Consider the following 24463-nt stretch of genomic DNA (forward strand, 5'->3'; position numbering starts at 1 on the left):
TCTGACCCTTTTCACCCTTCAGGCAAGAAACGTCATCATGCGTCCAGCCCGCGCCTTAATTGATCTTCAGGCACTGCGTCACAACTACCAACTGGCTCGTGAACACAGCGGCGGCAAAGCGCTCGCGGTGATCAAGGCCGATGCCTATGGTCACGGCGCGGTACGCGTCGCCCAGGCACTGGAAGCCCAGGCCGACGGTTTCGCAGTGGCCTGCATCGAAGAAGCGCTCGAGCTACGCGCGGCAGGCATCCGCGCACCTGTTCTGCTGCTTGAAGGTTTTTTCGAAGCCGATGAACTGGCGCTGATTGTCGAGCACAACTTCTGGACGGTCGTGCATTCGACCTGGCAGCTGGAGGCCATCGAGCAGGCGCAGCTCGCCAAACCTTTAACGGTCTGGCTCAAGATTGACACGGGCATGCACCGCGTCGGCCTGTACCCGCATGAATATCAGTCCGCCTATCAACGCCTGCTGGTAACCGGCAAAGTGGCCAGAATCGTCCTGATGAGCCACTTCGCCCGCGCCGATGAACTGAACAGTGGATGCAGTGATGAACAGTTCGCTGTATTCGAGAGCTTTCGCAAAGGCCTGGTTGCAGAAACCAGCCTGAAAAACTCCCCGGCCGTTCTGGGCTGGCCGCATATTCCAAGCGACTGGTCGCGCCCCGGCATCATGCTCTACGGTGCCACGCCGTTTGGTCAGCCGCACCCGCTGGCTGACCGCCTGCAACCGGTCATGACCCTGGAATCGAAGATCATCAGTGTGCGTGAGCTGCCTGCCGGTGAAGCCGTGGGCTATGGCGCGACGTTTGTCTGTGATCGGCCATTGCGTATTGGCGTGGTGGCGATGGGGTACGCCGACGGCTATCCGCGTCATGCGCCGACCGGCACGCCTGTGCAGATCGACGGTCAGCCCTCCCGGCTGCTCGGGCGAGTGTCCATGGACATGCTTTGCGTAGACTTGACCGGCGTTCCGCAGGCCGGGCTTGGCAGCCGGGTCGAGTTATGGGGCAAGCACGTGCTCGCCAGTGAAGTGGCCACACGGGCAGAAACGATTCCCTACGAAATCTTCTGCAATCTGCGTCGCGTTCCGCGTATCTATTCCCAAGACTGATCGAGCCCCTGTCCGTCAGGCCGCTGTATGTCTGGTCTCTGTCGAAGTGTTGTAAATATTGAACGCTGTTGCCATGATGGCGTTCATCTCGACTAGACCTGACAAAACCTGGGGGAATATCGCATTGGACGTGGGTGAACGACTGCAATCGATCCGCAAGCTCAAGGGCCTGTCCCAGCGTGAACTCGCCAAGCGCGCAGGCGTGACCAACAGCACCATCTCCATGATCGAAAAAAACAGCGTCAGCCCTTCGATCAGCTCGCTGCGCAAGGTGCTCGGCGGCATTCCCATGTCCATGGTCGAGTTTTTCTCGGAAGAAACCGTTCCGGAAAACGCAGCGCAGGTGGTGTACAAGGCCAGCGAGTTGATTGATATCTCGGACGGTGCCGTGACCATGAAGCTGGTCGGCAAGTCGCACCAGGGCCGTGCCATCGCCTTTCTTACCGAAACCTACCCGCCGGGTGCCGATACCGGCGAAGAAATGCTCGTCCACGACGGTGAAGAAACCGGAATCCTCGTCGAGGGGCGACTGGAGCTGGTGGTGGGTCTCGACACCTACGTACTGGAAGCCGGGGACAGCTATTATTTTGAAAGCACCCGGCCGCACCGCTTCCGCAACCCGTTCGACGTCCCGGCACGATTGATCAGTGCGGCAACGCCAGCCAATTTCTGACCCGCCCCTTGCAGTGAGTGACGCGTGAAGCTGACCCGGAAGATTCTGAGCAACGCTGGCGTTCTGACGTTGTGGGTGTTCAATGTGCAAGCCGCCGATACCGCCCGAGCCCCTGACGACATCATCGCCGCCCATTGCGTCGCGTGTCACAGCGTCGGCCTGCTCAACGCGCCGAAAACCGGTGACACGGCCGCCTGGGAAGAGCGGGCCAGACAAAAAGGCGGCCTTGACGGCCTGCTGGCCAGCACCATCAAAGGCATTGGCATCATGCCGCCGAAAGGCACCTGCGGCGATTGCACTAACGACGAACTGAAGAGCGCCATTCAGAGCATGTCCGGGTTGAAGTGAGGTGCACTCCGTTCTCACGCTGGAGCGTGGGAACGATAGTTGCGCAGCGAGCATGCAGCAATTTCAGATTGCCACCGGTCCAAGCTGCACCAATAACAATTCAGGAGAGCTGGGATGCCGTATTCCTGTTCCATCGAGCACGCTGTCGATCACGTTCTGGCGCAGTTGCCCGAGCATATTCACCTCGGCATGCCGCTCGGGCTGGGTAAGCCCAATCGGTTCGTCAATGCGCTGTACCAGCGCATCAGCCAGTTGCCCGAGCGACGGCTGACGATCTACACCGCGCTGACACTCGGGCGGCCAACGCCGGGAGAGGGTTTGCAGGCGCGGTTTCTGGAGCCGTTTCTGGAGCGGGTCTTCGGTGACTATCCGGAGCTGGAGTTTCTAGCCGCGCTGCGTCGCGACAAACTTCCACACAACATTCGCGTGCAGCAATTCTTCATGCAGCCGGGCAGCCTGCTGAATAGCGAGTCAGCCCAGCAAGACTACGTCAGCAGCAATTACAGTCATGCCGCCCGCGATATCAATGCCAACGGCCTGAATCTGGTCGCGCAACTGGTGGCCCGTGACGATCAGCACCCGGGCAAGCTGAGCCTGAGTTGCAACCCTGATGTGACCCTCGACCTGCTGCCCATGATCGCCAAACGCCGCGCCGCCGGAGAAACGATCCTCATGCTGGGTCAGGTCCACGCCGACCTGCCTTACATGCCGGGCGACTCGGAGCTGGATGTCGATGCGTTTGACCTGCTGATCAACGAAGATGAGCGCAGTACGCTGTTTTCCACCCCGAACATGCCGGTGGGTTATCAAGACCATTTGATTGGTCTGCATGCCAGTACACTGGTGCGCGACGGCGGCACGCTACAGATCGGCATCGGCTCGATGGGCGATGCGCTGACCGGCGCACTGCTGGCCAGGCAAGCCGACAATGAAACCTGGCGCAGTCTGCTGGCCGAGTTGAACATGAGTAACTGGCAGACCCTGATCGACCGCGAAGGCGGCGTTCAGCCGTTCGCCAACGGCCTTTACGGTTGCAGCGAAATGTTCGTCAACGGTCTTTTGGTACTGGCCGATGCCGGGATCGTGCGACGCAAGGTGTATGCCGACGCAGAGCTGCAACGGCTGGCCAACCTGGGCACGCTGGATGAAGACGCCCATCCCGAAGGCGTGGTGGTGCACGGCGGCTTTTTCCTTGGCCCGAGTAGTTTCTACGAGCGCTTGCGCGAGCTGCCCGCCGAGCGACTGGCGCAGTTCAACATGACTGCCATCAGCTATATCAACGAGCTTTACGGTCAGGAAGAACTCAAACGCCTGCAACGCCGCGATGCGCGCTTCATCAACAGTGCGTTCACCGTCACCCTGATGGGCGCAGCCGTGGCCGATCAATTGGAAGATGGCCGAGTGCTCAGCGGTGTGGGTGGCCAATACAACTTTGTGGCGCAGGCTCATGCCCTGGAGGGCGCTCGTTCGATCCTGATGCTGCGCAGCTGGCGTGAGTCAGGTGGCGAGGTCAGCTCCAATATCGTCTGGCAGTACGGCCACACCACGATCCCCCGGCACCTGCGCGATATTGTCGTGACCGAATACGGCATTGCCGATCTGCGCGGTCAGACCGACGCCACGGTGATCGAGCGCATCCTCAACATCACTGACTCGCGCTTTCAGCCCGGCTTGATCGAGCAGGCGCAAAAGGCCGGAAAGCTGCCCAGGGAATTCCGCCTTGATCCACGCTTCACAGAAAACACCCCGAAACGCCTCAAGGACACGGCATCGCGCTATCCGTCGCTGTTTACTGAATACCCGCTGGGATGCGATTTTACAGGTGAAGAGCGCGACCTGATGCGTGCGTTGAACTGGCTGAAGAGCAAGCTCAAACTCACCGAAATCCTCGAGTTGGGCAAGGCCACTCTGGACGCTCCCGACCCCGAAGCCTTCCCGGAGCACTTGCAACGAATGCAACTCGACCAGCCTCAGGGCTTGCGCGAAGAGTTGTATCAGCGACTGCTGCTGGCCGGGCTGCACCACACCAGCGGGACCAGCGGACTGACGGGCCAGAGCACGGAGACTGATCGTTAACGGTCGCTACATCGCAGCCTTACGGGTATTGCGCCCCACTGGGCCGGAGCGTTCTTCGATGGCGTGTTGCAGCGGTTTGCGCAAGCCCATCAGGAACGCCAGCTCCGCAATCACGAACAGCGGGCCGATGATCAGGCCGGTCACGTCATCGATAAACGCCGGTTTGCGCCCTTCGTAGTAATGGCCGATGAACTGGATGATCCAGCCGATCACAAAGAGCCCGACGCCCGCGCTCAGCCAGACCATGGTCGCCTGTTGCGCAAGGTTGGCCCCGGCCCAGATGCACAGTGCCAGTAGCACTGCCATGACCACGCCCAGCGGACGGTCCAGACGCAGATAGAAAATCGTCGAACCCAGGGCTAGCAGGGCCGCAGGCGAAACCCACACGCCGCTTACAGTCCAGCCCGGGCGCGACAGAAGTACCGCCACGGCCAGTACAATCAATGGAATGCCCACGAAGTGCGTCACGATATTGCGTGAATCACGGTGATACGCAGCGTATTGGCTGAGATGATCGACAAGGGTTTTCATTATTATTCCTGCCTGAGACGATGATCGGCTTGAGCCAGGATTGTTGTACAACACGCATGCCTGAAATAAAAGGGAGCAAAAATGACAAATGGAGTGTCGTGGCGGTCACGACTGCTATCCGATTACTGGTTTTCTCATTTACCTGCCGGTTTGCAGGATAGCCTGCTGGACGCTGCTCGCCAGCAGCGCAGGACGCCTGGCAGGACGCTGTTCGAGAAAGGCGATCTGCCTTGCGGTCTTTATGTGTTGCTGGAGGGCTGTGTGCGTATCGGCGCTGCCCATGAGCAGCGGCTTTCGGGTGTGGAGCCGATGCGTGCGCCTATGTGGTTTGGCGAAGTCTCGCTGTTCGACGGGTTGCCGCGCCGTTTCGAGGTCTGCTCACTGGAGCAAAGTATCTTTCTGCATGTCCCTCAGCAATTTCTGCTCGAGTTGCTCGACAGGCACCCGGAATATTGGCGCTGGTTTGCCGCGTTACTCAGCCAGAAAATCGGTTTGCCGCTGCAGAACCCCGAGAAAATGCGCCGACTGCCTCCCAGAGCGAGGGTCGCATGGCGTCTGTTGATGCTCAGTGAGGGTTATGGCCCGTTGAGCCATGCACGCCGCCTGATTGTGCTGGAGGACATTCAGGCCGTGGAGTGCCTCGCGCTATCCCCGCCGGCCTTGCTGGAAGTGCTTCAGGATCTGCATGAACGCAAGATCGTGCGCCTGGGGGAAGGGCAGCTGGAAGTGTTCGATGTGGACAAGCTGCGCAGGGTTGCGAACTTTTCCAAAGCCAGGGCCGTTTGTTGATCAGGCTGTCAGCCAGAAACATCCGGTAACGGCTCCGCTGCCTCTTCGATTGAGATAGCAAATGGGATTCACTACCATTTCGCCTCATTTGCGAACGCGAGATACCCCGATGCAGGCAAGCAAGCGTCTTCTGGCTGCTCTGACACTGACTTTACTGGGCAGTACCGCTCAGGCTGCCGATGAAGTGGTGGTGTATTCGTCCCGGATCGACGAGTTGATCAAGCCGGTGTTCGATGCATATACGGCCAAGACCGGGGTGAAGATAAAGTTCATCACCGACAAGGAAGCGCCATTGATGCAGCGCATCAAGGCCGAGGGCGAGAATGCCACTGCCGACCTGTTGCTGACGGTCGATGCCGGTAACCTCTGGCAAGCCGAACAGATGGGCATTCTGCGGCCATTTACCTCACCGGTGATAGAAGCCAACATTCCGCCGCAATACCGCTCATCCACTCACGGCTGGACCGGCCTGAGCCTTCGCGCACGAACCATCGCCTACTCCACTGACCGGGTGAAACCTGTCGAGCTGACCACGTATGAAGCGCTGGCCGACAAGAACTGGGAAGGGCGCCTGTGCCTGCGCACCGCGAAGAAGGTCTACAACCAGTCGCTGACCGCCACATTGATCGAAACCCATGGCGCCGAAGCGTCCGAGAAAATCCTCAAGGGCTGGGTGAACAACCTGTCCACCGATGTTTTTTCCGACGACATCGCAGTGCTTGAGGCGATCAACGCCGGGCAGTGCGATGTGGGCATCGTCAATTCCTACTATTACGGTCGCCTGCACAAGGAAAAACCTGACCTGGCGGTGAAGCTGTTCTGGCCGAATCAGGCGGACCGGGGTGTACATGTAAATCTGTCGGGTATCGGCCTGACCAAATATTCCCCGCACCCTGAGGCTGCCAAGGCGCTGGTCGAGTGGATGACCGGTCCCGATGCACAGAAGATTTTCTCAAGCGTCAATCAGGAGTTCCCGGCCAACCCGAACGTGGCGCCGTCAGAAGAAGTGGCGAGCTGGGGCCGGTTCAAGGCCGACACCATTCCGGTCGAAGTGGCAGGCAAGCGCCAGGCAGAAGCGATCCGCATGATGGATCGCGCGGGCTGGAATTGATTTAATACCCAGTGCCTGACTCTCGTTGATACGCTTCGCGCTCATTACACAAATCTTGAATAGCCCGAAAAGCGTGGCTTTCAGGCTTCTGCCCGCAGGGCGTAGGAGCGGACTTGTCCGCGAAGCCGTCAGTTCAGATAGTGCATTTTCTGAGAATGTACCGGCCTTTTCGCGGACAAGTCCGCTCCTACGGCTTTCAGCCAGAATCAGAAGCAGACCTGTGCGCACGCTCTGCTTACCCTCTTGAACCCCCCTCATTTCGAGAACCTCCTTGGCCCATCCTGTCCAACGCCGCTGGTACCCATTGGTCTTCGCCATCGCTGCGCTGGTGTTATTGCCGCTGAGCGTGCTGCTGCTGTCGTGGGAGACCATTGACCAACAGATATGGTCACATCTGCTGGAAACCCAGATGTACCGCCTGCTGGGCAACACGTTGATTCTGGTGCTGGGTGTCGGTGTGGGTGTGACGCTGCTGGGGGTGAGTCTGGCGTGGCTGACCAGCCTGTGTGAATTTCCCGGGCGGCGCTGGCTGGACTGGGCGTTGATGCTGCCGTTCGCAATCCCTGCCTACGTACTGGCGTTTGTATTTGTCGGGCTGCTGGATTTTTCCGGCCCGGTGCAAACCCTGATGCGTGAATGGTTCGGCTCCGGCCTGCGCCTGCCTCGGGTGCGCTCCACCGGTGGGGTGATCATCGTCCTGGTGCTGGTCTTCTATCCCTATGTCTACCTGTTGGCGCGCACGGCGTTTCTGGCGCAGGGCAAGGGGCTGATGGAAGCTGCACGAGTGTTGGGCAACACGCCCTTGCAGGCGTTCTGGCGTGTGGCGCTGCCAATGGCGCGTCCAGCCATCGGTGCGGGCGTAGCTTTGGCGCTGATGGAGACCCTGGCCGATTTCGGTGCGGTATCGGTGTTCAATTTCGACACGTTCACCACCGCCATCTACAAGACCTGGTACGGCTTCTTCAGTCTGTCCAGCGCCGCGCAACTGGCCAGCCTGCTGCTGTTGGCAGTCCTGGTGCTGCTGTATGGCGAACGTCGTGCCCGCGGTGCAAGCCGACCGACCAATGAACGGCCGCGTGGCGCTGCGCTTTATCCGCTTAGCGGTATCAAGGCTTGGGGAGCCAGTTTATGGTGCGGGCTGGTGTTTCTCTGTGCCTTCGTCGTGCCGGTGCTGCAATTGATTGTCTGGGTCTGGCAGCGCGGCCGATTCGACCTCGACGAGCGCTATACCGGCCTGATTCTGCATACGCTTTATCTGGGCGGTATGGCGGCGTTGATCACTGTCAGCGTGGCGCTGATTCTGGCCTTTGCCCGGCGTATGGCGCCTACACCTGCGATCCGCTCTGGCGTCAGCCTCGCCAACCTCGGTTACGCGCTGCCGGGTTCGGTACTGGCCGTTTCAATCATGCTGGCGTTCAGTTATCTGGACCGTGAGCTGGTCGTTCCGCTTTCCGGCTGGCTGGGCGGTGCAGGCAAGCCGTTGTTGCTGGGCAGCCTTTCGGCGCTGCTGCTGGCTTACCTTGTACGTTTCATCGCGGTCGCCTTCGGCCCGCTGGAGCACAGCCTGTCGCGTATCCGTCCCTCATTGCCTGAAGCCGCACGCAGTCTGGGTGTCAGCGGACTAAAGTTGTTTCTCAACGTGTATCTGCCGCTTTTGGTTCCGGGAGCCTTGAGTGCTGCGTTGCTGGTGTTCGTCGATGTACTCAAAGAGATGCCTGCGACCCTGCTGATGCGCCCGTTTGGCTGGGATACGCTGGCGGTACGCGTGTTTGAAATGACCAGCGAGGGTGAGTGGGCACGAGCGGCATTGCCAGCTTTGTCGCTGGTGCTTGTAGGATTATTACCCGTCATCGGGTTGATTCGTCGCTCTGCCCGTCAGATTGGCTAGGTGCGGGCACTTCACCTTGCCGCTACAATGCGCCGCAATTGGTGCGGTCTGTCAGAAAATTCGGCCAGCTGTAAGTGCTGCAAACTCCGGTTTATTGGGGGCTTGCCGATCTTTTCTGCCCGCACCTTCGCCACGCCCGGAAGGAGAAACCCATGGGACAGCGTACCCCCCTGTTCGACCTGCACCTCGCCCTTGGCGCGAAAATGGTCGATTTTGGTGGCTGGGACATGCCGTTGCATTACGGATCGCAGGTCGAGGAACACCATCAGGTGCGTCGCGACTGTGGGGTCTTCGATGTCTCACACATGAACGTGATTGATGTGGTTGGCCGTCAAGCCAGAACCTGGCTGCGTCACCTGCTGGCCAACGATGTGGAAAAACTGAAGACCCCGGGTCGAGCCTTGTACAGCGCCATGCTGGACGAGAGAGGCGGGGTCATCGATGACATGATCGTCTACCTCACGCCCGAAGGTTATCGGCTGGTGGTCAACGCCGCGACCGGGGTCAAGGATCTTGCCTGGATGCAGTCGCAGCTGGGCGACTTCGATGTACAACTGATCGCGCGCAGCGAAATGGCGATGCTCGCGATTCAAGGGCCAAAGGCCAGAACCCGTATCGCCGAGCTGGTTTCAAGCGCCCGCGTCGAACTGATCCACCAGCTCAAGCCGTTTGAAGGTCTTGATGATGGCGACTGGTTCATCGCGCGCACCGGTTATACCGGTGAAGACGGCCTGGAAATCATGCTGCCTGCCGAAGAGGCCCAGCGTTTTTTCAATGAACTGGTTGGCGCGGGTATCTCCCCGATCGGTCTGGGCGCTCGCGATACGTTGCGTCTGGAGGCAGGCATGAACCTGTATGGTCAGGACATCGGCGAGCATGTTTCACCGCTGGCGTCGAATATGGCCTGGAGCATTGCCTGGGAACCTGCCGACCGTGATTTTATCGGTCGCAAGGCGCTGGAGAGCGAACGGGCTGAAGGTACCGCCTTCAAACTCGTGGGATTGGTGCTCGAAGAGCGCGGCGTTTTACGGGCGCATCAGGTGGTACGTGTCGCAGAAGTTGGCGAAGGAGAGATCACCAGTGGTAGTTTCTCTCCTACGCTGAGCAAATCCATTGCTCTGGCGCGCGTTCCGATGGCAACCGCTGACCGGGCCGAGGTGGAAATCCGCGGCAAGTGGTATCCGGTGCGGGTGGTGCAGCCAGCGTTTGTGCGCCACGGCAAGACCCTGATTTAACCTATGGCGGGTTTTCCGCTGACCCGATGTTGAGGATGACTAAATGAGCAATATTCCCGCCGAGCTGCGCTTCGCCGAAAGTCATGAATGGGCACGTCTTGAAGCAGATGGCACCGTGACCGTCGGCATCTCGGACCATGCACAGGAAGCACTGGGCGATGTGGTCTTCGTCGAGCTGCCGGAAATCGGCAAAGTGTTTGCCGCCCGTGACACCGCCGGTGTTGTGGAGTCGGTCAAGGCTGCTTCGGATATCTACTCGCCGGTTGCTGGCGAGGTGATCGAAGTCAACGCAGCGCTGGGCGATTCGCCCGAGTCGCTCAACAGGGATCCGTACGACGCCTGGATCTTCAAGCTCAAGCCAAGCGACGCCAGCGGCGATCTGGCCAAGCTGCTGGATGCAGCCGGGTACAAGAGCGCTATCGGCGAATAACCGATTGCCGCTCACAAAAATGCCGCTCATGGAGCGGCATTTTTTATGCGCGAAGCTAATCGGCAAGGCTTACTGGTTTTCAGCGACCAGATTCTTATCCAGGATCGCGTTGGCCAGTTCCATGTCGGTGGCTTTCAGGCCTGGATTGTCTTTGCGCACCTGCTCGATGGCCGCTTCCAGAAACGGACCGCGAATGCCACCGTCGCTGGCGACGAAGCTGCCTGCGTCGTCTTGGGCGGCAACGATCAGCTTGTGATCCTTGAAGGTCAGGTAAGTCGAGCCGGTGGTTGCACCTGAAGACAGCACATTACGCCAGAAGGTGTCAGCCATCGCTGAACCCATTGGGATGGAAAGCAAGGCTACGGTGGCGACAGCAAACTTGAGACGCATGATGAGTTACTCCAACTGTGGTTGTTCTGAGGGGTTGGATAGCCAAAGCCACGAACTAGTTCAATCAAGGTGTACCAAGTAGTTCACTTTAGCTGGTTCACCACGATGCACAGCCGTCTGGAACAACGCTTTCAACCCTGATCAGCGTTGCTCGCTCTGCGGTGTCACTCGCAGCACTTCCTCAAGTGTAGTCAGCCCTGTCGAGACTTTCTGGGCACCGGACAGACGCAAACTGCGCGTCCCTTCCTTGAAGGCCTGGCGACGCATGGCGGTCAGGTCCAGGTCCGCAGAAATCAATGCCTTGATGTTGTCGGACATGACCATGATCTCGTAAACCCCGGCCCGTCCCCGATAGCCGGTATCGCGACATTCCACACAACCGACCGCCTGATGCGCACCGGGCGGTACGGGTGCCTGCCACGGGCGGGTCAGGGTTTGCCAGTCGGTTTCGTTCAGATTGATCGGTGCCTTGCAGTGCGGACACAGGGTCCGCACCAGACGTTGGGCCATGACGCCAAGGATGGTCGCCTTGAGCAGGTAATGCGGCACACCCAGCTCGAGCATACGGCTGATGGCGCTGGGTGCGTCGTTGGTGTGCAGCGTCGACAGCACCAAATGCCCGGTGAGTGCCGCCTGAATGGCCATTTCAGCGGTCTCCAGGTCGCGAATCTCGCCGATCATGATGATATCCGGGTCCTGTCGCATCAGCGCGCGCACGCCGGCGGCAAAGCTCAGTTCGATGTTGTGCTGCACCTGCATCTGGTTGAAGGCCGGCTCGACCATCTCGATGGGGTCTTCGATGGTGCACAGGTTGACCTCGGAGGTCGCCAGTTTCTTGAGGGTGGTGTACAGCGTGGTGGTTTTACCCGAACCGGTCGGGCCGGTGACCAGAATGATGCCGTTGGGCTGGCGGGTCATTTCCTGCCAGCGACGCAGGTCATCACTGGAAAAACCCAGCTGGTCGAAGTCCTTGAGCAGCACCTCGGGGTCGAAGATCCGCATCACCATTTTTTCGCCGAACGCCGTCGGCAGCGTCGACAGGCGCAACTCCACTTCGCGATTCTCGGGTGTGGTGGTTTTGACCCGCCCGTCCTGTGGTTTGCGTTTTTCGGCGACGTTCATCCGGCCAAGGCTTTTCAGGCGGCTGACAATCGCCATGATCACCTGCGCCGGAAACTGGTAAACGTTATGCAGCACGCCGTCGATGCGAAACCGCACGGTGCCCTGTTCGCGGCGCGGCTCGATATGAATATCGCTGGCGCGCTGCTGAAATGCGTACTGGAACAGCCAGTCGACGATATTGACGATGTGCGCGTCGTTGGCGTCCGGCTCCTGATCACTGGCGCCTAGCTTGAGCAACTGTTCGAAATTGCCCATGTTGCTCATTTTTTGCTCAGAGGCGCTGGCACCGCTGACCGACTTGGCCAGCCTGAAAAACTCCATCGCCATGCGCTGAATGTCTGTCGGGTTGGCGACCACACGCTTGATCTGCAGCTTGAGCACATGCGCAAGATCGCCTTCCCAGGAGCGCACGTAGGGTTGGGCGCTGGCGATGGTCACCGACTCGCGGTCAACCGCCACAGCCAGAATCTTGTGGCGCTGGGCAAAGGCGTAGGACATCAATGGCGTGACGGCTGCCACGTTGATTTTCAGCGGGTCGATGCGCATGTAGGGCTGGCCACAGGCTTTGGCCAGCCAAGCGGTCAGGGTTTCCAGGTCCAGCTTCTTGCCAGGCCGCTTCAAGTCGTCAAACTGAAGTGAAGCGAGAAATTCGAGAGGATGCAGCTGGATGTTCACCGCACTGCGACGCTGGGTGAGTGCCGTTTCTGCGTCGTCCTGGCCGAGATAGCCTTCGGCAACCAGATCTCGCAGCACATCATTCAGGTCAAGCCAGCGATCCTGTGAAGAGGGGGCCAGGGCTGCCATGTGCGCTCCTTGAGGCAATTCGTCATTGGGCGATGAACAAGAGTAGACGCCAAGCGTGACAGCGTTACTCGTTCTATGCGACCGGGAATTGCCGAAGCGGCTAAATTGATTCAGCCGGTCGCCAGGGCCACGTGCGTTTGTGGGCTGTTCTGCGCGTCGATCTGTTCGACTTCCACGGAGCATACATCGATCAGGTTACGCATTTTTTCGCCGATCACCTGCGCTCTGTGCCAGCTCAGGCTGGCAACTTGCAGACCGATGAGCAGCGTCTTCTCTTGTCGCGCCACACTGAGCTGGTCGGGAATCAGGTACTGCATTGCAAACAGGTTCAGCACCTGACAAAGCAATGCAGGCTCGGCTGCAGCAACAATTTGGTAGCGCGCACAGCATGCCGCCTTACTGGATGACCAGTTGTCGGGACGCTGCAAAGGGGCGGTAACGGCTTCAAGGTCAGGCATGTGGATACTCCAGAACAGTGGGAGAATCTTTACATGCCAAAAAAGAAATTTCTGGTCCATCATCATCTGGATTAGGCTTGATTGGACTTGTTAATGCGTAAAAAGCCAATGCGGAAAATTAATTATGCAAACCGAGCTGGACGTTTACGACCGCAAGATTCTGGCGCTGCTGCAAGAGGACGCGTCGCTCTCCAGCGCGCAGATTGCCGAGCAGGTCGGCCTCTCGCAATCGCCTTGTTGGCGGCGCATTCAGCGGCTCAAGGATGAAGGGGTCATTCGTCGTCAGGTTGCGTTGCTGGATCGCAAGAAAATCGGCCTGAACACACAGATTTTCGCCGAGGTGAAACTCAACGCCCACGGGCGCTCCAACTTCACCGAGTTCACCGACTCGATTCGTGGCTTCCCGGAAGTGCTGGAGTGCTATGTGCTGATGGGGTCAGTGGATTTTCTGCTGCGTATCGTGACGCCGGATATCGAGGCATACGAGCGGTTCTTCTTCGAAAAACTGTCGCTGGTGCCCGGCATTCAGGAAGTGAACTCGACAGTGGCGCTGTCCGAGATCAAATCCACCACCAGCCTGCCGCTGCTGCGCCAGGGTGGCTGAACGTGCGCTTTTGACCATCCCGCATGCTCAAGATCGGACGCAGAGCGTCCAGAACCGCGTCCCCACGCGGAGCGTGGGAACGATAGTTAACTGACGTATCAAGATGACTATCGTGCCAATGCTCCGCGTTGGCATGCAGTTCGTGACGCTCTGCGTCACAAATTTGCGCCGCACCGAATACTCAAGATCGGACGCAGAGCGTCCAGAACGGCGTCTCCACGCGGAGCGTGGGAACGATAGTTAACCTAAGCACCAAGATGACTATCGTGCCAATGCTCCGCGTTGGCATGCAGTTCGTGACGCTGTGCGTCACAAGTTTGCGCCGCACCGAATACTCAAGATCGGACGCGGAGCGTCCAGAACGGCATTCCCACGCTGGAGCGTGGAACGATAGTTAACTGACGTATCAAGATGACTATCGTGCCAATGCTCCGCGTTGGCATGCAGTTCGTGACGCTCTGCGTCACAAGTTTGCGCCGCGCCGCATACTCAAGATCGGACGCAGAGCGTCCAGAACGGCGTCCCCACGCGGAGCGTGGGAACGATAGTTAACCTACGCATCAAGATGACTATCGTGCCAATGCTCCGCGTTGGCATGCAGTTCGTGACGCTCTGCGTCACAAATTTGCGCCGCACCGAATACTCAAGATCGGACGCAAAGCGTCCAGAACGGCGTCTCCACGCGGAGCGTGGGAACGATAGTTAACCTACGCATCAAGATGACTATCGTGCCAATGCTCCGCGTTGGCATGCAGTTCGTGACGCTGTGCGTCACAAGTTTGCGCCGCACCGAATACTCAAGATCGGACGCGGAGCGTCCAGAACGGCGTCTCCACGCGGAGTGTGGGAACGATAGTTAACCTACGCATCAAGATGACTATCGTGCCAATGCTCCGCGTTGGCATGCAGTTCGTGACGCTCTGCGTCACAAATTTGCGCCGCACCACATGTTCAAGATCGGACGCGGAGCGTGGGGACGATAATCAACGCCACGAAATCCAGCCGTTACAAACGCAACAGGGTTTTCCACGCGCGGCTCTGGAATACGGTGATTGCCTGTTGCACGCGTGCATCAAGGACTTCATCGCTGATATCCAGATTGGCCAGCTCTTCCAGCTTGCGTAGTTCGCCGTACAGGCGGTCCAGCTCCGGCAGGTCCAGTGCGCCGCGTGCCCAGTGCAGCCAGGCCTGAATGCGCTCGATGCGCGGTAGTTGTTCGGCCAGGTCTTCTGGCTGCTGCTGATAGCGGCTCAGTTGCAGCGACGTCGCTTCTTCACCCAGCAGGCGTGGCAGCCAGCTGCTCAACAGCGCAGCGCCCTGACGATTGCCACGGGTGTTGCGCTCTGTGGTCCAGCTGCGCGCCAGCAACCAACGGGAAGTGTTCAGCGAGAACTCGCCCCAGCGGGTGTCCTGCAACTCTTCCAGAAACTGCTCGTGGGCGGCACCGCGTACATCGGCATCTTCCTGCCCGGCCTGAACCAGCGGGCGCCAGTCTTCCAGCAAGGCGTCCAGCGAGGTACGCAGTTGCGCGGTCGAGGCCCGTGGGGCGGCCTGGCCAAGGCTGCTGGTCAGGGCACGCAACTCGGCGAGCATCTCGACCCAGTCCTGCAACAGACGCCAGTGGCCGTTGAAACGGTATTGCTCGGCCAGACGCTGGCTGCTGCCCAGCAGATGCCAGGCCAGCGCGGAGTAGGCTTCGTCGAGCGGCGTTTCTGCATTCAGTGCGGGTGCTGGCAGGCTCAGCGAGTAGCTGCCGGCATCAAGCAGGCGATAACCACGCTCTGCCTTGCTGATATCACACGGCATCAACGGCAGCGTTGCAGCCAGCTCGGCGGCCAGTTCCAGCAGCGCGGCAGGTTCGCCTTCGCGCAGCTCAAGCTCCAGCTCGCAGATTTCTTCCTTTTGCTTGCCTGCAACCACCTGGCCCAGGTCCAGCGCGGCTTCGATCACCACTTTGGTCTTGCCACGACCCCAGGCAATTTCGGCCTTTTCACGGATGAAATCGGTGGTGAACAACGGCTTGATGGTTTTCTTGTCCAGCCCGGCCAGTTGCTCGGGCCAGCAATCGCCTTCGAGCTTTTTCAGGTCGAGCTTGGCTTTGCTCAGGTCCCAGTTGTATTCATTGCGCTCGGACAGGCCGGCAACACTTTGCCCGCGCGTCTTCATGGTCTGGATGATCTGATCGCCATCGCGACGGATGCGCAGGGCGACTTTGGCCTGTGCCAGCTCGCCCTCTGGGGTATCGAAATACTGGTTCGACAGTTCAAGGCGCTCCCAGCCACTCTTGTTGCGCTTCTTGAGCAACGGGTGTTCGCGCAGTGCAGCGAGGGTCTCGCGGCTGACGCGGAGTTTGATTTCTGTTTCTTTTTGCATGGCCGGGGGAATCCAAACGCTGATACTGATAAACGGGAGCGCAGCCCATGACTGAACGGCTGCTAAGGCCGTCAGTGTACAGGACATGGCCCGAAACGGTTTATTCCTGGGTTGCTATGGCCCTATGATGGGCCGTGTTTCGTCTTGATTACAGGAAGCGCCCATGCCGTTGCCGTCCATGAAAGACCAGTTCGCCGCCTTGATCGCTGCGCCATCGGTGAGCTGCACGCAGCCTTCTCTGGACCAGACCAACCGGCCTGTCATTGATCTGCTCGCCGGATGGCTCGGGGAGCTGGGTTTTGCCTGCGACATCCAGCAGGTTTCCCCCGGCAAATTCAATCTGCTGGCAACTTATGGCACAGGCCCGGGCGGCCTGGTGCTGGCGGGCCACAGCGACACCGTACCTTTCGACGAGGCGCTGTGGAAAACCGACCCGTTGAAGCTCACCGAAGTCGATGGCCGCTGGGTCGGGCTGGGCAGCTGCGACATGAAGGGCTTCTTTGCGCTGATCATCGAGGCGGTGCGTGGGCTTATTGGTCAACCCTTCAAACAGCCGCTGCTGATCCTCGCCACCTGCGATGAAGAAAGCTCGATGGCCGGGGCTCGCGCACTGGCAGAGGCCGGACGTCCGCTGGGCCGCGCAGCAGTTATCGGAGAGCCGACCGGGCTCAAGCCGATTCGCCTGCACAAAGGCGTAATGATGGAACGCATCCACATCCTCGGGCGCAGCGGACATTCGTCCGACCCGAGCCTTGGCCACAGCGCGCTGGAGGCCATGCACGACGCGATCAGCGAACTCAAGGGCCTGCGTGCGCAATGGCAGGCGCAATACCGCAACCCGCAGTTCACTGTGCCGCAACCGACCCTGAATCTGGGCTGCATTCATGGTGGCGACAACCCGAACCGGATTTGTGGCCAGTGCTCGCTGGAATTTGACCTGCGCCCATTGCCGGGCATGGACCCTGAGGTGCTGCGGGCAGCCATTCGCCACAAGCTTGAGCCGCTGGCCGAGCTGCACCAGGTAAAGATCGACTATGCTCCGCTGTTCCCCGAGTGTGCACCCTTCGAACAGGCTGCTGACGCTGAACTTGTGCGCGTTGCTGAACGACTGACCGGTCATACGGCTGCAGCAGTAGCATTCGGCACCGAAGCGCCTTATCTTCAGCGCCTTGGCTGTGAAACGCTGGTGCTCGGCCCGGGCGATATCGCCTGTGCGCATCAGCCGGGGGAATACCTCGAAATGTCACGTCTGGACCCTACAGTGCGTCTGTTACGTCAATTGATCGAACATTACTGCCTGACTCCCCAGTGAGCCCGGTACTACCAACGTTGAATAAAAGGAGATTGCGCGTGTTGCCAAGCCTGTTCCGACGATAACCACCACACCGTTGTGCGTGCTTTTTCTCTTCGTCCATTTTCTCTACAGGCTCTTGTTGTCATGCCCGAATACGTCAACTGGCTTCGCCACGCGTCTCCGTACATCAATGCTCACCGTGATTGCACCTTCGTCGTCATGCTGCCCGGCGACGGCGTTGCGCACCCTAACTTCGGCAATATCGTCCATGACCTGGTGCTGCTGCACAGCCTGGGCGTGCGTCTGGTGCTGGTGCACGGCTCGCGTCCACAGATCGAAAGCCGCCTGGCCCAGCGCGGCATTACGCCGCGTTACCATCGCGACATGCGCATCACCGATACCGAGACGCTGGAGTGCGTGATCGATGCTGTGGGTCAGCTGCGCATCTCGATCGAGGCGCGCCTGTCGATGGACATGGCTGCTTCACCGATGCAGGGCTCGCGGCTGCGGGTGACCAGTGGCAATGTGGTGACTGCACGGCCTATCGGCGTGCTGGAAGGTGTCGATTATCAGCACACCGGCGAAGTGCGTCGGGTTGACCGCAAGGGCATCAATCGCCTGCTGGATGAGCGTCATATCGTGCTGCTGTCGCCGCTGGGTTATTCACCGACCGGCGAGATTTTCAATCTGGCCTGTGAAGACGTTGCCACGCGTGCGGCCATTGATCTGGCTGCCGACAAACTGCTGCTGTTCGGTGCCGAAACCGGGTTGCTGGACGAGCAGGGCCGACTGGTGCGCGAGCTGCGTCCGCAACAGGTACCTGCGCACTTGCAGCGTCTGGGTGCCAACTATCAGGCTGAATTGCTCGATGCAGCGGCCGAGGCCTGCCGCGGTGGTGTGGCGCGCAGCCATATCGTCAGCTATGCCGAGAATGGCGCACTGCTGACCGAGCTGTTCACCCGCGACGGTGGCGGTACGCTGGTTGCGCAGGAGCAGTTCGAGCTGGTGCGCGAAGCGGCCATTGAGGATGTCGGCGGCTTGATGGACCTGATCACGCCGCTGGAAGAGCAGGGCATTCTGGTACGTCGTTCCCGCGAAGTGCTGGAGCGCGAGATCACTCAGTTCAGCGTGGTCGAGCGGGAAGGGCTGATCATTGCCTGCGCGGCGCTGTACCCGATTGCGGACTCGGAGTCAGGCGAATTGGCATGTCTGGCCGTCAATCCGGAATATCGCCACGGTGGGCGCGGGGACGAATTGCTGGAGCGCATTGAAAACCGCGCCAGAGCGCTGGGTATCAAGACCCTGTTCGTCCTTACCACCCGTACCGCGCACTGGTTCCGTGAGCGTGGCTTCGAGCCCAGCAGCGTCGACCGCCTGCCAAGCGCCCGTGCGTCGCTGTACAACTACCAGCGTAATTCGAAGATCTTCGAAAAGGCGATTTAAGCCTGAGGTTGGACGCAGAGCATCCAGAACGGCATGCGACGCGGAGCGTCGCACGATAAGTATTTTGTGGGAGTGAGCTTGCTCACTCCCATAGTAATTGCGCGTATCAATTGCTGATCGACAGAATGCTCGCCTGATACGACCCCACGAATGTGTCGAAATCCACCACTTCCTCGGTCGCTTCCAGCTCGGCCTGTTCTTCGATCGAGGTTTTGGCCTGGGCTTCGAAGTCTGCCTGTTCCCGAGCGCTCAGCGGGTGAGTGCGGAAGTATTCGGCGTGTGCCTGACTCTGGCGCAAAGAGAAAGCGGTAAAGCCCTCGTTATGCGCTTTCATGCTGGCCAGCACCTGGGCGGAAGGTGTAAGCGACGCATCGTCGATCTTTGCCTGTTGCACGGCAATCGACTTGATGTGCTCATCGATGCCCTGGGCCTGATCCAGCAGTCGGGCAATTGGTGTGATTTTTTCCAGCAGCTCGGTTGCCCAGGTCTTGAGATCAACAGGGCTGTTGTTGCGCTGCAGGCTCAGGCCCGGACGGCGACCTTCCTTGACCACTGCCAGGAAGTTCGAGCTTGCATTGGAACACTCATGGCTTGCCAGTTGCTGGCTTTCCTCAAGCGCGCAGTACAGCACGAACGCATCGATGAAGCGTGATTGCTCCAGGCTGATGCCGGTAGGCAGGAACGGGTTGATGTCCAGGCAGCGCACTTCAACGTACTGCACACCACGGGCCACAAGCGCCTGAATAGGGCGCTCGCCGCTATAGGTCACACGCTTGGGGCGAATGTTGGAGTAGTACTCGTTCTCGATCTGCAACACGTTGGTGTTCAGCTGAACCCACTCGCCGTTCTGGTCATGAGTGCCGACATCGACGTAAGGCTTATAAGGCGTGGCCACGGCCTTGCGCAGGCTGTCGGTGTAGCTGACCAAGTCGTTGTAGCAAGGGGTCAGGTCGGCCTGGGCGTCGCTTTGATAGCCCAGATCGCTCATGCGCAGGCTGGTGGCGTACGGCAGATACAGGGTGTCGGCGTCGAAATGTTGTTCCAACTGATGTTTGCGGCCGCGCAGGAAGCCCGCATCCAGCGCTGGTGAAGCACCGAACAGGTACATCAGCAGCCAGCTGTAGCGGCGGAAGTTGCGGATCAGCGCGATGTAGGAATGCGATTGGTAGTCGCGCGCGTCGCCAGCGAAGTCTTCGGTCTGCTTGAGCAGTGCCCAGGCGTCTTCCGGCAACGAGAAATTGTAATGAATGCCAGCGATGCACTGCATGGTCTTGCCATACCGCAGCGCCAGGCCTTTGCGGTACACGTATTTGAGCTTGCCGATGTTCGACGTGCCGTAATAGGCAATCGGTATGTGCTCTTCATCGGGCAGCGGGCATGGCATCGACGGGCTCCAGAGCAACTCGTCGCCCAGCTTGCTGTAGGCGAAGCGATGGATCTTGTCCAGGCTATCGATGGTCTCGGCCGGGTTCTTCAGCGCAGGCGTGATGAACTCCAGCAGCGATTCGGAATAGTCGGTCGTGACCTGACCGTTGGTCAGTGCAGCACCCAGAGCTTGCGGGTGAGGCGTCTGTGCCAGTTCTGCGGTTGCGGTAACGCGCAGGCACTCGCGCTCGATACCGTGCAGGCACTGCTCCAGCAGAGAGAGGTTGTTGCGCTCGCCGAGCAATGCAAGACGACGGTTTAAAAGTTCGCTCAAGGTGTAATCCTTCACGCATCGGTCGCCCCGATATGGGGGTGGACTTGACGGTCTACAAGGGTGAAGAAAGGAACTGGCGTAGTCGCCTGGTTGGTCTGTAGCGCCTGTTCACAATCACTGCTCTATGTCGTACCACCCAAATGGACTCGGCACCACGCTAATGGTGCCGAAATTAACCTAAATGATGTCGATACGGCTAGGTTCTGTTCACAGTGATTGCTTTCATCAGCCTTTATTGCAGTCTAGATGACTGCGAATGTGCCCTGGGCTTTGGCGACGAGTTTGTCGCCCTGAACGACTTCAGCCTCGACCACCAGCGTGCGGCGACCCGCGTGCAGCACCTTGGCGATGCACAGGACTTCTCCCTCGGAGACGCCGCGCACATAGTTGATCTTGCACTCGATGGTGACACTGCGCTGGTCGAAACCGTGGGAGCTGGAGCAGGCCAGCCCCATGGCGATATCGACCAGACTGAAGATTGCCCCGCCGTGCATCACGTTGCCGCGATTGCGCAGATGCGCCTCCAGCGGCAACGCAACCTCCGCCACGCCCTCGTCCAGACGCCGCAGTTCGCAGCCGAGCATCTTGAAATAGGCACTTTGGGTCAGATCTTCAGGAATATCCATCAGCGCTTCTTCAACTGCTTGGCATTGGCAAACAGCGAAGCCATTGCGTTGTTGATGGGCGCGGGTGCCGTGGTTTCCTTGCGTGGAGCGCTGTTCTGCTGGCGAGGCGAGGAGCCTGGGCGTGCACCGCGTGCGCCGTCGACCTTCTCGCCAGGCGTGTCACTCATGCGCATCGACAGGCCGACGCGTTTGCGCGGAATGTCGACTTCCATGACCTTCACTTTCACCACATCACCGGCCTTGACCGCCTCACGCGGGTCCTTGATGAACTTCTCGGACAATGCCGAGATGTGCACCAGACCGTCCTGATGCACGCCGATATCGACGAACGCACCGAAATTGGTGACGTTGGTGACCACGCCTTCGAGAATCATGCCCGGTTGCAGGTCCTTGAGTTCTTCGACACCGTCCTGAAACTCTGCCGTCTTGAACTCCGGACGCGGGTCGCGACCCGGTTTTTCGAGTTCCTGCAGAATGTCGGTCACGGTCGGCAGACCAAAGGTCTCGTCGGTGAATTTCTTCGGGTCCAGGCGTTTGAGAAAGCTCGCATCGCCAATCAACGAGCGAATATCGCGGTCGGTTTCTGCCGCAATACGCTGCACCAGTGGATAGGCTTCCGGGTGAACGGCAGAAGAGTCCAGTGGGTTGTCACCGGTCATCACGCGCAGGAAGCCTGCGGCCTGTTCAAAGGTCTTTTCGCCCAGACGGCTGACTTTCTTCAGCGCTGCACGCGTCTTGAACGCGCCGTTTTCATCGCGATGCGCAACGATGTTCTGCGCCAGTGTGGTGTTAAGGCCGGAAATCCGCGCCAGCAACGCCACCGAAGCGGTGTTCACGTCCACGCCAACAGCGTTCACGCAGTCTTCAACCACCGCGTCCAGGCCGCGCGCCAGTTTGAGCTGCGAGACGTCATGCTGATACTGACCGACACCGATGGACTTGGGATCGATTTTCACCAGTTCGGCGAGCGGGTCCTGCAAGCGACGGGCGATGGAGACCGCGCCACGGATCGATACGTCGAGGTCCGGGAATTCCTTGGCGGCCAGTTCCGACGCGGAATAAACCGATGCGCCTGCTTCGGAAACCATGACCTTGGTCATTTTCAGACCTGGGTATTTTTTGATCAGGTCGGCGGCCAGCTTGTCGGTTTCGCGGCTGGCGGTGCCGTTGCCGATAGCGATCAGGTCGACCGAGTGCTTGGCGCACAGGGCAGCCAGCACAGCAATGGTCTGATCCCACTGGTTCTTCGGCACATGCGGGTAAACGGTCGCGTAGTCGAGCAGCTTGCCGGTTGCGTCCACCACAGCGACCTTGCAGCCGGTGCGCAGGCCCGGGTCCAGACCCAGTGTGGCGCGCTGGCCAGCCGGGGCGGCGAGCAGCAGGTCGTGCAGGTTGTGGGCGAAAACGTTGATGGCTTCGGTCTCCGCGCCGTCGCGCAGCTCGCCCAGCAGGTCGGTTTCCAGGTGGCTGTACAACTTGACCTTCCAGGTCCAGCGCACCACCTCTGCCAGCCATTTGTCTGCAGGGCGGTTCTGGTTCTGGATGCCGAAGCGTTCACCGATCATCAGTTCGCAAGGGTGCATGGCACCCGGCAGTTCTTCACCGACTTTCAGTGCGGAGCTGAGAAAACCTTCGTTGCGGCCGCGGAAAATCGCCAGTGCGCGGTGCGAAGGCATGCTCTTGAGCGGCTCGTCGTGTTCGAAATAATCGCGGAACTTGGCACCTTCCTCTTCCTTGCCCGGCACCACGCGTGCGCTGATTACTGCTTCCTGTTTGAGGAAGCTGCGCAACTTGTCGAGCAACGATGCGTCTTCGGCGAAGCGCTCCATCAGGATGTACTTGGCGCCTTCCAGCGCAGCCTTGACATCGGCCACGCCTTTCTCGGCGTCGACAAAACGGGCTGCTTCGGTTTCAGGAGCGAGGCTCGGGTCGTTGAACAGGCCGTCAGCCAGCTCGCCCAGACCGGCTTCAAGGGCGATCTGGCCCTTGGTGCGACGTTTCTGCTTATAAGGCAGGTACAAATCTTCAAGGCGGGTCTTGGTGTCGGCCAGCTTGATGTCGCGAGCCAGCTCCGGGGTCAGCTTGCCTTGCTCTTCAATGCTGGCAAGAATGCTGACGCGCCGGTCATCCAGCTCACGCAGATAGCGCAGGCGTTCTTCCAGATGGCGCAATTGCGTGTCATCAAGACTGCCGGTCACTTCCTTGCGGTAGCGGGAAATGAAGGGCACGGTCGAGCCTTCATCCAGTAGTGCTACGGCCGCTGCGACCTGTTGTGGGCGTACGCCGAGTTCTTCGGCGATGCGGCTGTTGATGCTGTCCATAAAACCACCTGGAGTTGTGAGCAAAAAACTGGGCTATGTACGAATTGCCTTGCCTGAATATCGTCCGCCAGCATTTATTTTCAGCGCTGGCGAACCGCCACAAGGCCAGCGTTGCCTGACTTTGAGGGCGGCGCATTATACCCGGCGAAGGCGGATTAGGGGATCGGCCGACAAATGTGGTCTTTTTTCGGCGAAAAAGCCTGCACAAGTGCCGCCTTCAGTAAAATCTGCTAACAATGCACAAGGTGCGCATCACCGCAGCTACGCCATAATGCGCCCCGAGATCAGAGGAGCATCCGATGAGCAGCACCGCACAAAATGCTGAAGGCGAAAAAATCCTTATTGTCGATGACGATCCGGGGCTGAGCAGTCTCCTGGAACGTTTTTTCACCAGCAAGGGCTACCGGGCCCGCGCCGTGGCAAACGTGGAGCAAATGGACCGACTATTGGCCCGCGAGGTGTTCAACCTTGTGGTGCTGGACTTGATGCTGCCCGGAGAAGACGGCCTTTCAGCCTGCCGTCGTCTGCGGGCCGCGAACAATCAGGTGCCGATCATCATGCTGACCGCCAAGGGCGATGAGCTGAGCCGCATCAAGGGGCTCGAACTGGGTGCTGACGATTACCTGGCCAAGCCGTTCAACCCGGACGAGTTGATGGCGCGGGTCAAGGCTGTTCTGCGTCGTCAGGCTGCGCCTGTACCCGGCGCGCCCGGCAGTGAAGACGAGTCGGTCAGTTTCGGCGACTACGAGCTGTCCCTGGCAACCCGCGAACTCAAGCGTGGCGACGTGGTGCATATGCTGACCACGGGTGAATTCGCGGTACTCAAGGCTCTGGTCATGCACGCTCGCGAGCCGCTGACCCGTGACAAACTGATGAACCTGGCCCGCGGCCGGGAGTGGGATGCGCTGGAGCGATCCATCGACGTACAGATTTCCCGTCTGCGTCGCCTGATCGAGCCGGATCCTTCCAAGCCCCGCTATATCCAGACCGTCTGGGGCGTAGGCTATGTATTCGTTCCGGATGGTGCCGGTAATCGCTGATAAGCCGGTTGTCAGCACAGAAGTCCGTCATTCCCGCCAGTTACGTCGATAATCTCTTTCAAGGTTATCGGCGTACTGGTTTTTTGCGTTCGTCCAT

General features: G+C 59.4%; 21 protein-coding genes. 13 read left to right on the forward strand and 8 right to left on the reverse strand.

The annotated features are described in order from the left end of the window. Positions 1-37 precede the first annotated feature (37 nt). From alr to RYB66_RS24245, 4 genes are all read left to right on the forward strand, one after another. A complete protein-coding gene (gene alr, locus RYB66_RS24230) occupies positions 38-1111 on the forward strand; it encodes an alanine racemase (protein WP_316895686.1) in 1074 nt (357 codons plus the stop codon). Positions 1112-1235: 124 nt separating this feature from the next. Next, positions 1236-1784, forward strand: a complete 549-nt coding sequence (locus RYB66_RS24235) for a cupin domain-containing protein (RefSeq protein WP_004655316.1) — start codon at positions 1236-1238, stop codon at positions 1782-1784. A gap of 24 nt (positions 1785-1808) precedes the next feature. Beyond that, positions 1809-2132, forward strand: a complete 324-nt coding sequence (locus tag RYB66_RS24240) for a c-type cytochrome (protein WP_016982492.1) — start codon at positions 1809-1811, stop codon at positions 2130-2132. A gap of 114 nt (positions 2133-2246) precedes the next feature. Beyond that, complete coding sequence (locus RYB66_RS24245; RefSeq protein ID WP_316895688.1) at positions 2247-4208, forward strand: acetyl-CoA hydrolase/transferase C-terminal domain-containing protein; 1962 nt, start codon at positions 2247-2249, stop codon at positions 4206-4208. Positions 4209-4214: 6 nt separating this feature from the next. Here the strand turns inward: RYB66_RS24245 and RYB66_RS24250 are convergent, their stop codons facing one another. Beyond that, positions 4215-4739, reverse strand: coding sequence for a DUF962 domain-containing protein (locus RYB66_RS24250; protein ID WP_005731642.1), 525 nt, complete (start codon positions 4737-4739; stop codon positions 4215-4217). Positions 4740-4820: 81 nt separating this feature from the next. On the opposite strand from RYB66_RS24250, the gene RYB66_RS24255 reads away from it, so the two are divergent. From RYB66_RS24255 to gcvH, 5 genes are all read left to right on the forward strand, one after another. Next, the gene (locus RYB66_RS24255; protein WP_005778512.1) at positions 4821-5528 is read left to right on the forward strand and encodes a Crp/Fnr family transcriptional regulator; all 708 of its coding nucleotides are present in this window, start codon (positions 4821-4823) and stop codon (positions 5526-5528) included. A gap of 109 nt (positions 5529-5637) precedes the next feature. Further along, positions 5638-6639, forward strand: a complete 1002-nt coding sequence (locus RYB66_RS24260) for an extracellular solute-binding protein (RefSeq protein ID WP_005778513.1) — start codon at positions 5638-5640, stop codon at positions 6637-6639. 271 nt (positions 6640-6910) lie between these two features. Further along, positions 6911-8527 (forward strand): ABC transporter permease, encoded by a 1617-nt coding sequence (locus RYB66_RS24265; protein ID WP_039847261.1) that lies wholly within the window; start codon positions 6911-6913, stop codon positions 8525-8527. A gap of 152 nt (positions 8528-8679) precedes the next feature. Then, entirely contained in the window at positions 8680-9762 is a 1083-nt protein-coding gene (gene gcvT, locus RYB66_RS24270) for a glycine cleavage system aminomethyltransferase GcvT (protein ID WP_316895690.1), read from the forward strand. Positions 9763-9805: 43 nt separating this feature from the next. Next, a complete protein-coding gene (gene gcvH, locus RYB66_RS24275; RefSeq protein WP_316895692.1) occupies positions 9806-10192 on the forward strand; it encodes a glycine cleavage system protein GcvH in 387 nt (128 codons plus the stop codon). Positions 10193-10261: 69 nt separating this feature from the next. Here gcvH and RYB66_RS24280 read toward each other — a convergent pair whose 3' ends face one another. The 3 genes from RYB66_RS24280 to RYB66_RS24290 form a co-directional block, all read right to left on the reverse strand. Next, complete coding sequence (locus RYB66_RS24280) at positions 10262-10582, reverse strand: DUF2388 domain-containing protein (RefSeq protein ID WP_002551535.1); 321 nt, start codon at positions 10580-10582, stop codon at positions 10262-10264. A gap of 141 nt (positions 10583-10723) precedes the next feature. After that, entirely contained in the window at positions 10724-12508 is a 1785-nt protein-coding gene (locus RYB66_RS24285) for a GspE/PulE family protein (RefSeq protein ID WP_316895694.1), read from the reverse strand. 110 nt (positions 12509-12618) lie between these two features. Further along, positions 12619-12966 carry a hypothetical protein gene (locus RYB66_RS24290; RefSeq protein ID WP_316895886.1) on the reverse strand — a complete coding sequence of 116 codons (348 nt, stop codon included), beginning with the start codon at positions 12964-12966 and terminating at the stop codon, positions 12619-12621. A 124-nt stretch (positions 12967-13090) separates the two neighbouring features. Here RYB66_RS24290 and RYB66_RS24295 point away from each other — a divergent pair, with 124 nt between their 5' ends. Continuing rightward, a complete protein-coding gene (locus tag RYB66_RS24295) occupies positions 13091-13570 on the forward strand; it encodes an Lrp/AsnC family transcriptional regulator (RefSeq protein WP_002551538.1) in 480 nt (159 codons plus the stop codon). A gap of 1005 nt (positions 13571-14575) precedes the next feature. Here the strand turns inward: RYB66_RS24295 and RYB66_RS24300 are convergent. Then, positions 14576-15943, reverse strand: a complete 1368-nt coding sequence (locus tag RYB66_RS24300) for an inorganic triphosphatase (RefSeq protein WP_004666548.1) — start codon at positions 15941-15943, stop codon at positions 14576-14578. Between the two features lie 163 nt (positions 15944-16106). Between RYB66_RS24300 and argE the strand changes: the two genes are divergently transcribed. Both argE and argA read left to right on the forward strand, forming a co-directional pair. After that, positions 16107-17255 carry an acetylornithine deacetylase gene (argE, locus tag RYB66_RS24305; RefSeq protein WP_005744824.1) on the forward strand — a complete coding sequence of 383 codons (1149 nt, stop codon included), beginning with the start codon at positions 16107-16109 and terminating at the stop codon, positions 17253-17255. Positions 17256-17381: 126 nt separating this feature from the next. Then, a complete protein-coding gene (gene argA / locus RYB66_RS24310) occupies positions 17382-18680 on the forward strand; it encodes an amino-acid N-acetyltransferase (protein WP_002555672.1) in 1299 nt (432 codons plus the stop codon). Between the two features lie 106 nt (positions 18681-18786). Here the strand turns inward: argA and gshA are convergent, their stop codons facing one another. The 3 genes from gshA to RYB66_RS24325 form a co-directional block, all read right to left on the reverse strand. Next, positions 18787-20379, reverse strand: a complete 1593-nt coding sequence (gene gshA / locus RYB66_RS24315) for a glutamate--cysteine ligase (protein WP_005744822.1) — start codon at positions 20377-20379, stop codon at positions 18787-18789. A 242-nt stretch (positions 20380-20621) separates the two neighbouring features. Then, positions 20622-21005 (reverse strand): PaaI family thioesterase, encoded by a 384-nt coding sequence (locus RYB66_RS24320; protein WP_005731649.1) that lies wholly within the window; start codon positions 21003-21005, stop codon positions 20622-20624. Next, positions 21005-23326 carry a Tex family protein gene (locus tag RYB66_RS24325; RefSeq protein ID WP_004655263.1) on the reverse strand — a complete coding sequence of 774 codons (2322 nt, stop codon included), beginning with the start codon at positions 23324-23326 and terminating at the stop codon, positions 21005-21007. The genes RYB66_RS24320 and RYB66_RS24325 overlap by 1 nt, the downstream gene beginning before the upstream one ends. A 299-nt stretch (positions 23327-23625) precedes the next feature. Between RYB66_RS24325 and ompR the strand changes: the two genes are divergently transcribed. After that, positions 23626-24366 (forward strand): two-component system response regulator OmpR, encoded by a 741-nt coding sequence (gene ompR, locus RYB66_RS24330; protein WP_002555676.1) that lies wholly within the window; start codon positions 23626-23628, stop codon positions 24364-24366. Positions 24367-24463: the final 97 nt, after the last annotated feature.

Source organism: Pseudomonas syringae group sp. 243L2, from assembly GCF_032587875.1.
In the GTDB taxonomy this organism is placed as follows: domain Bacteria; phylum Pseudomonadota; class Gammaproteobacteria; order Pseudomonadales; family Pseudomonadaceae; genus Aquipseudomonas; species Aquipseudomonas amygdali.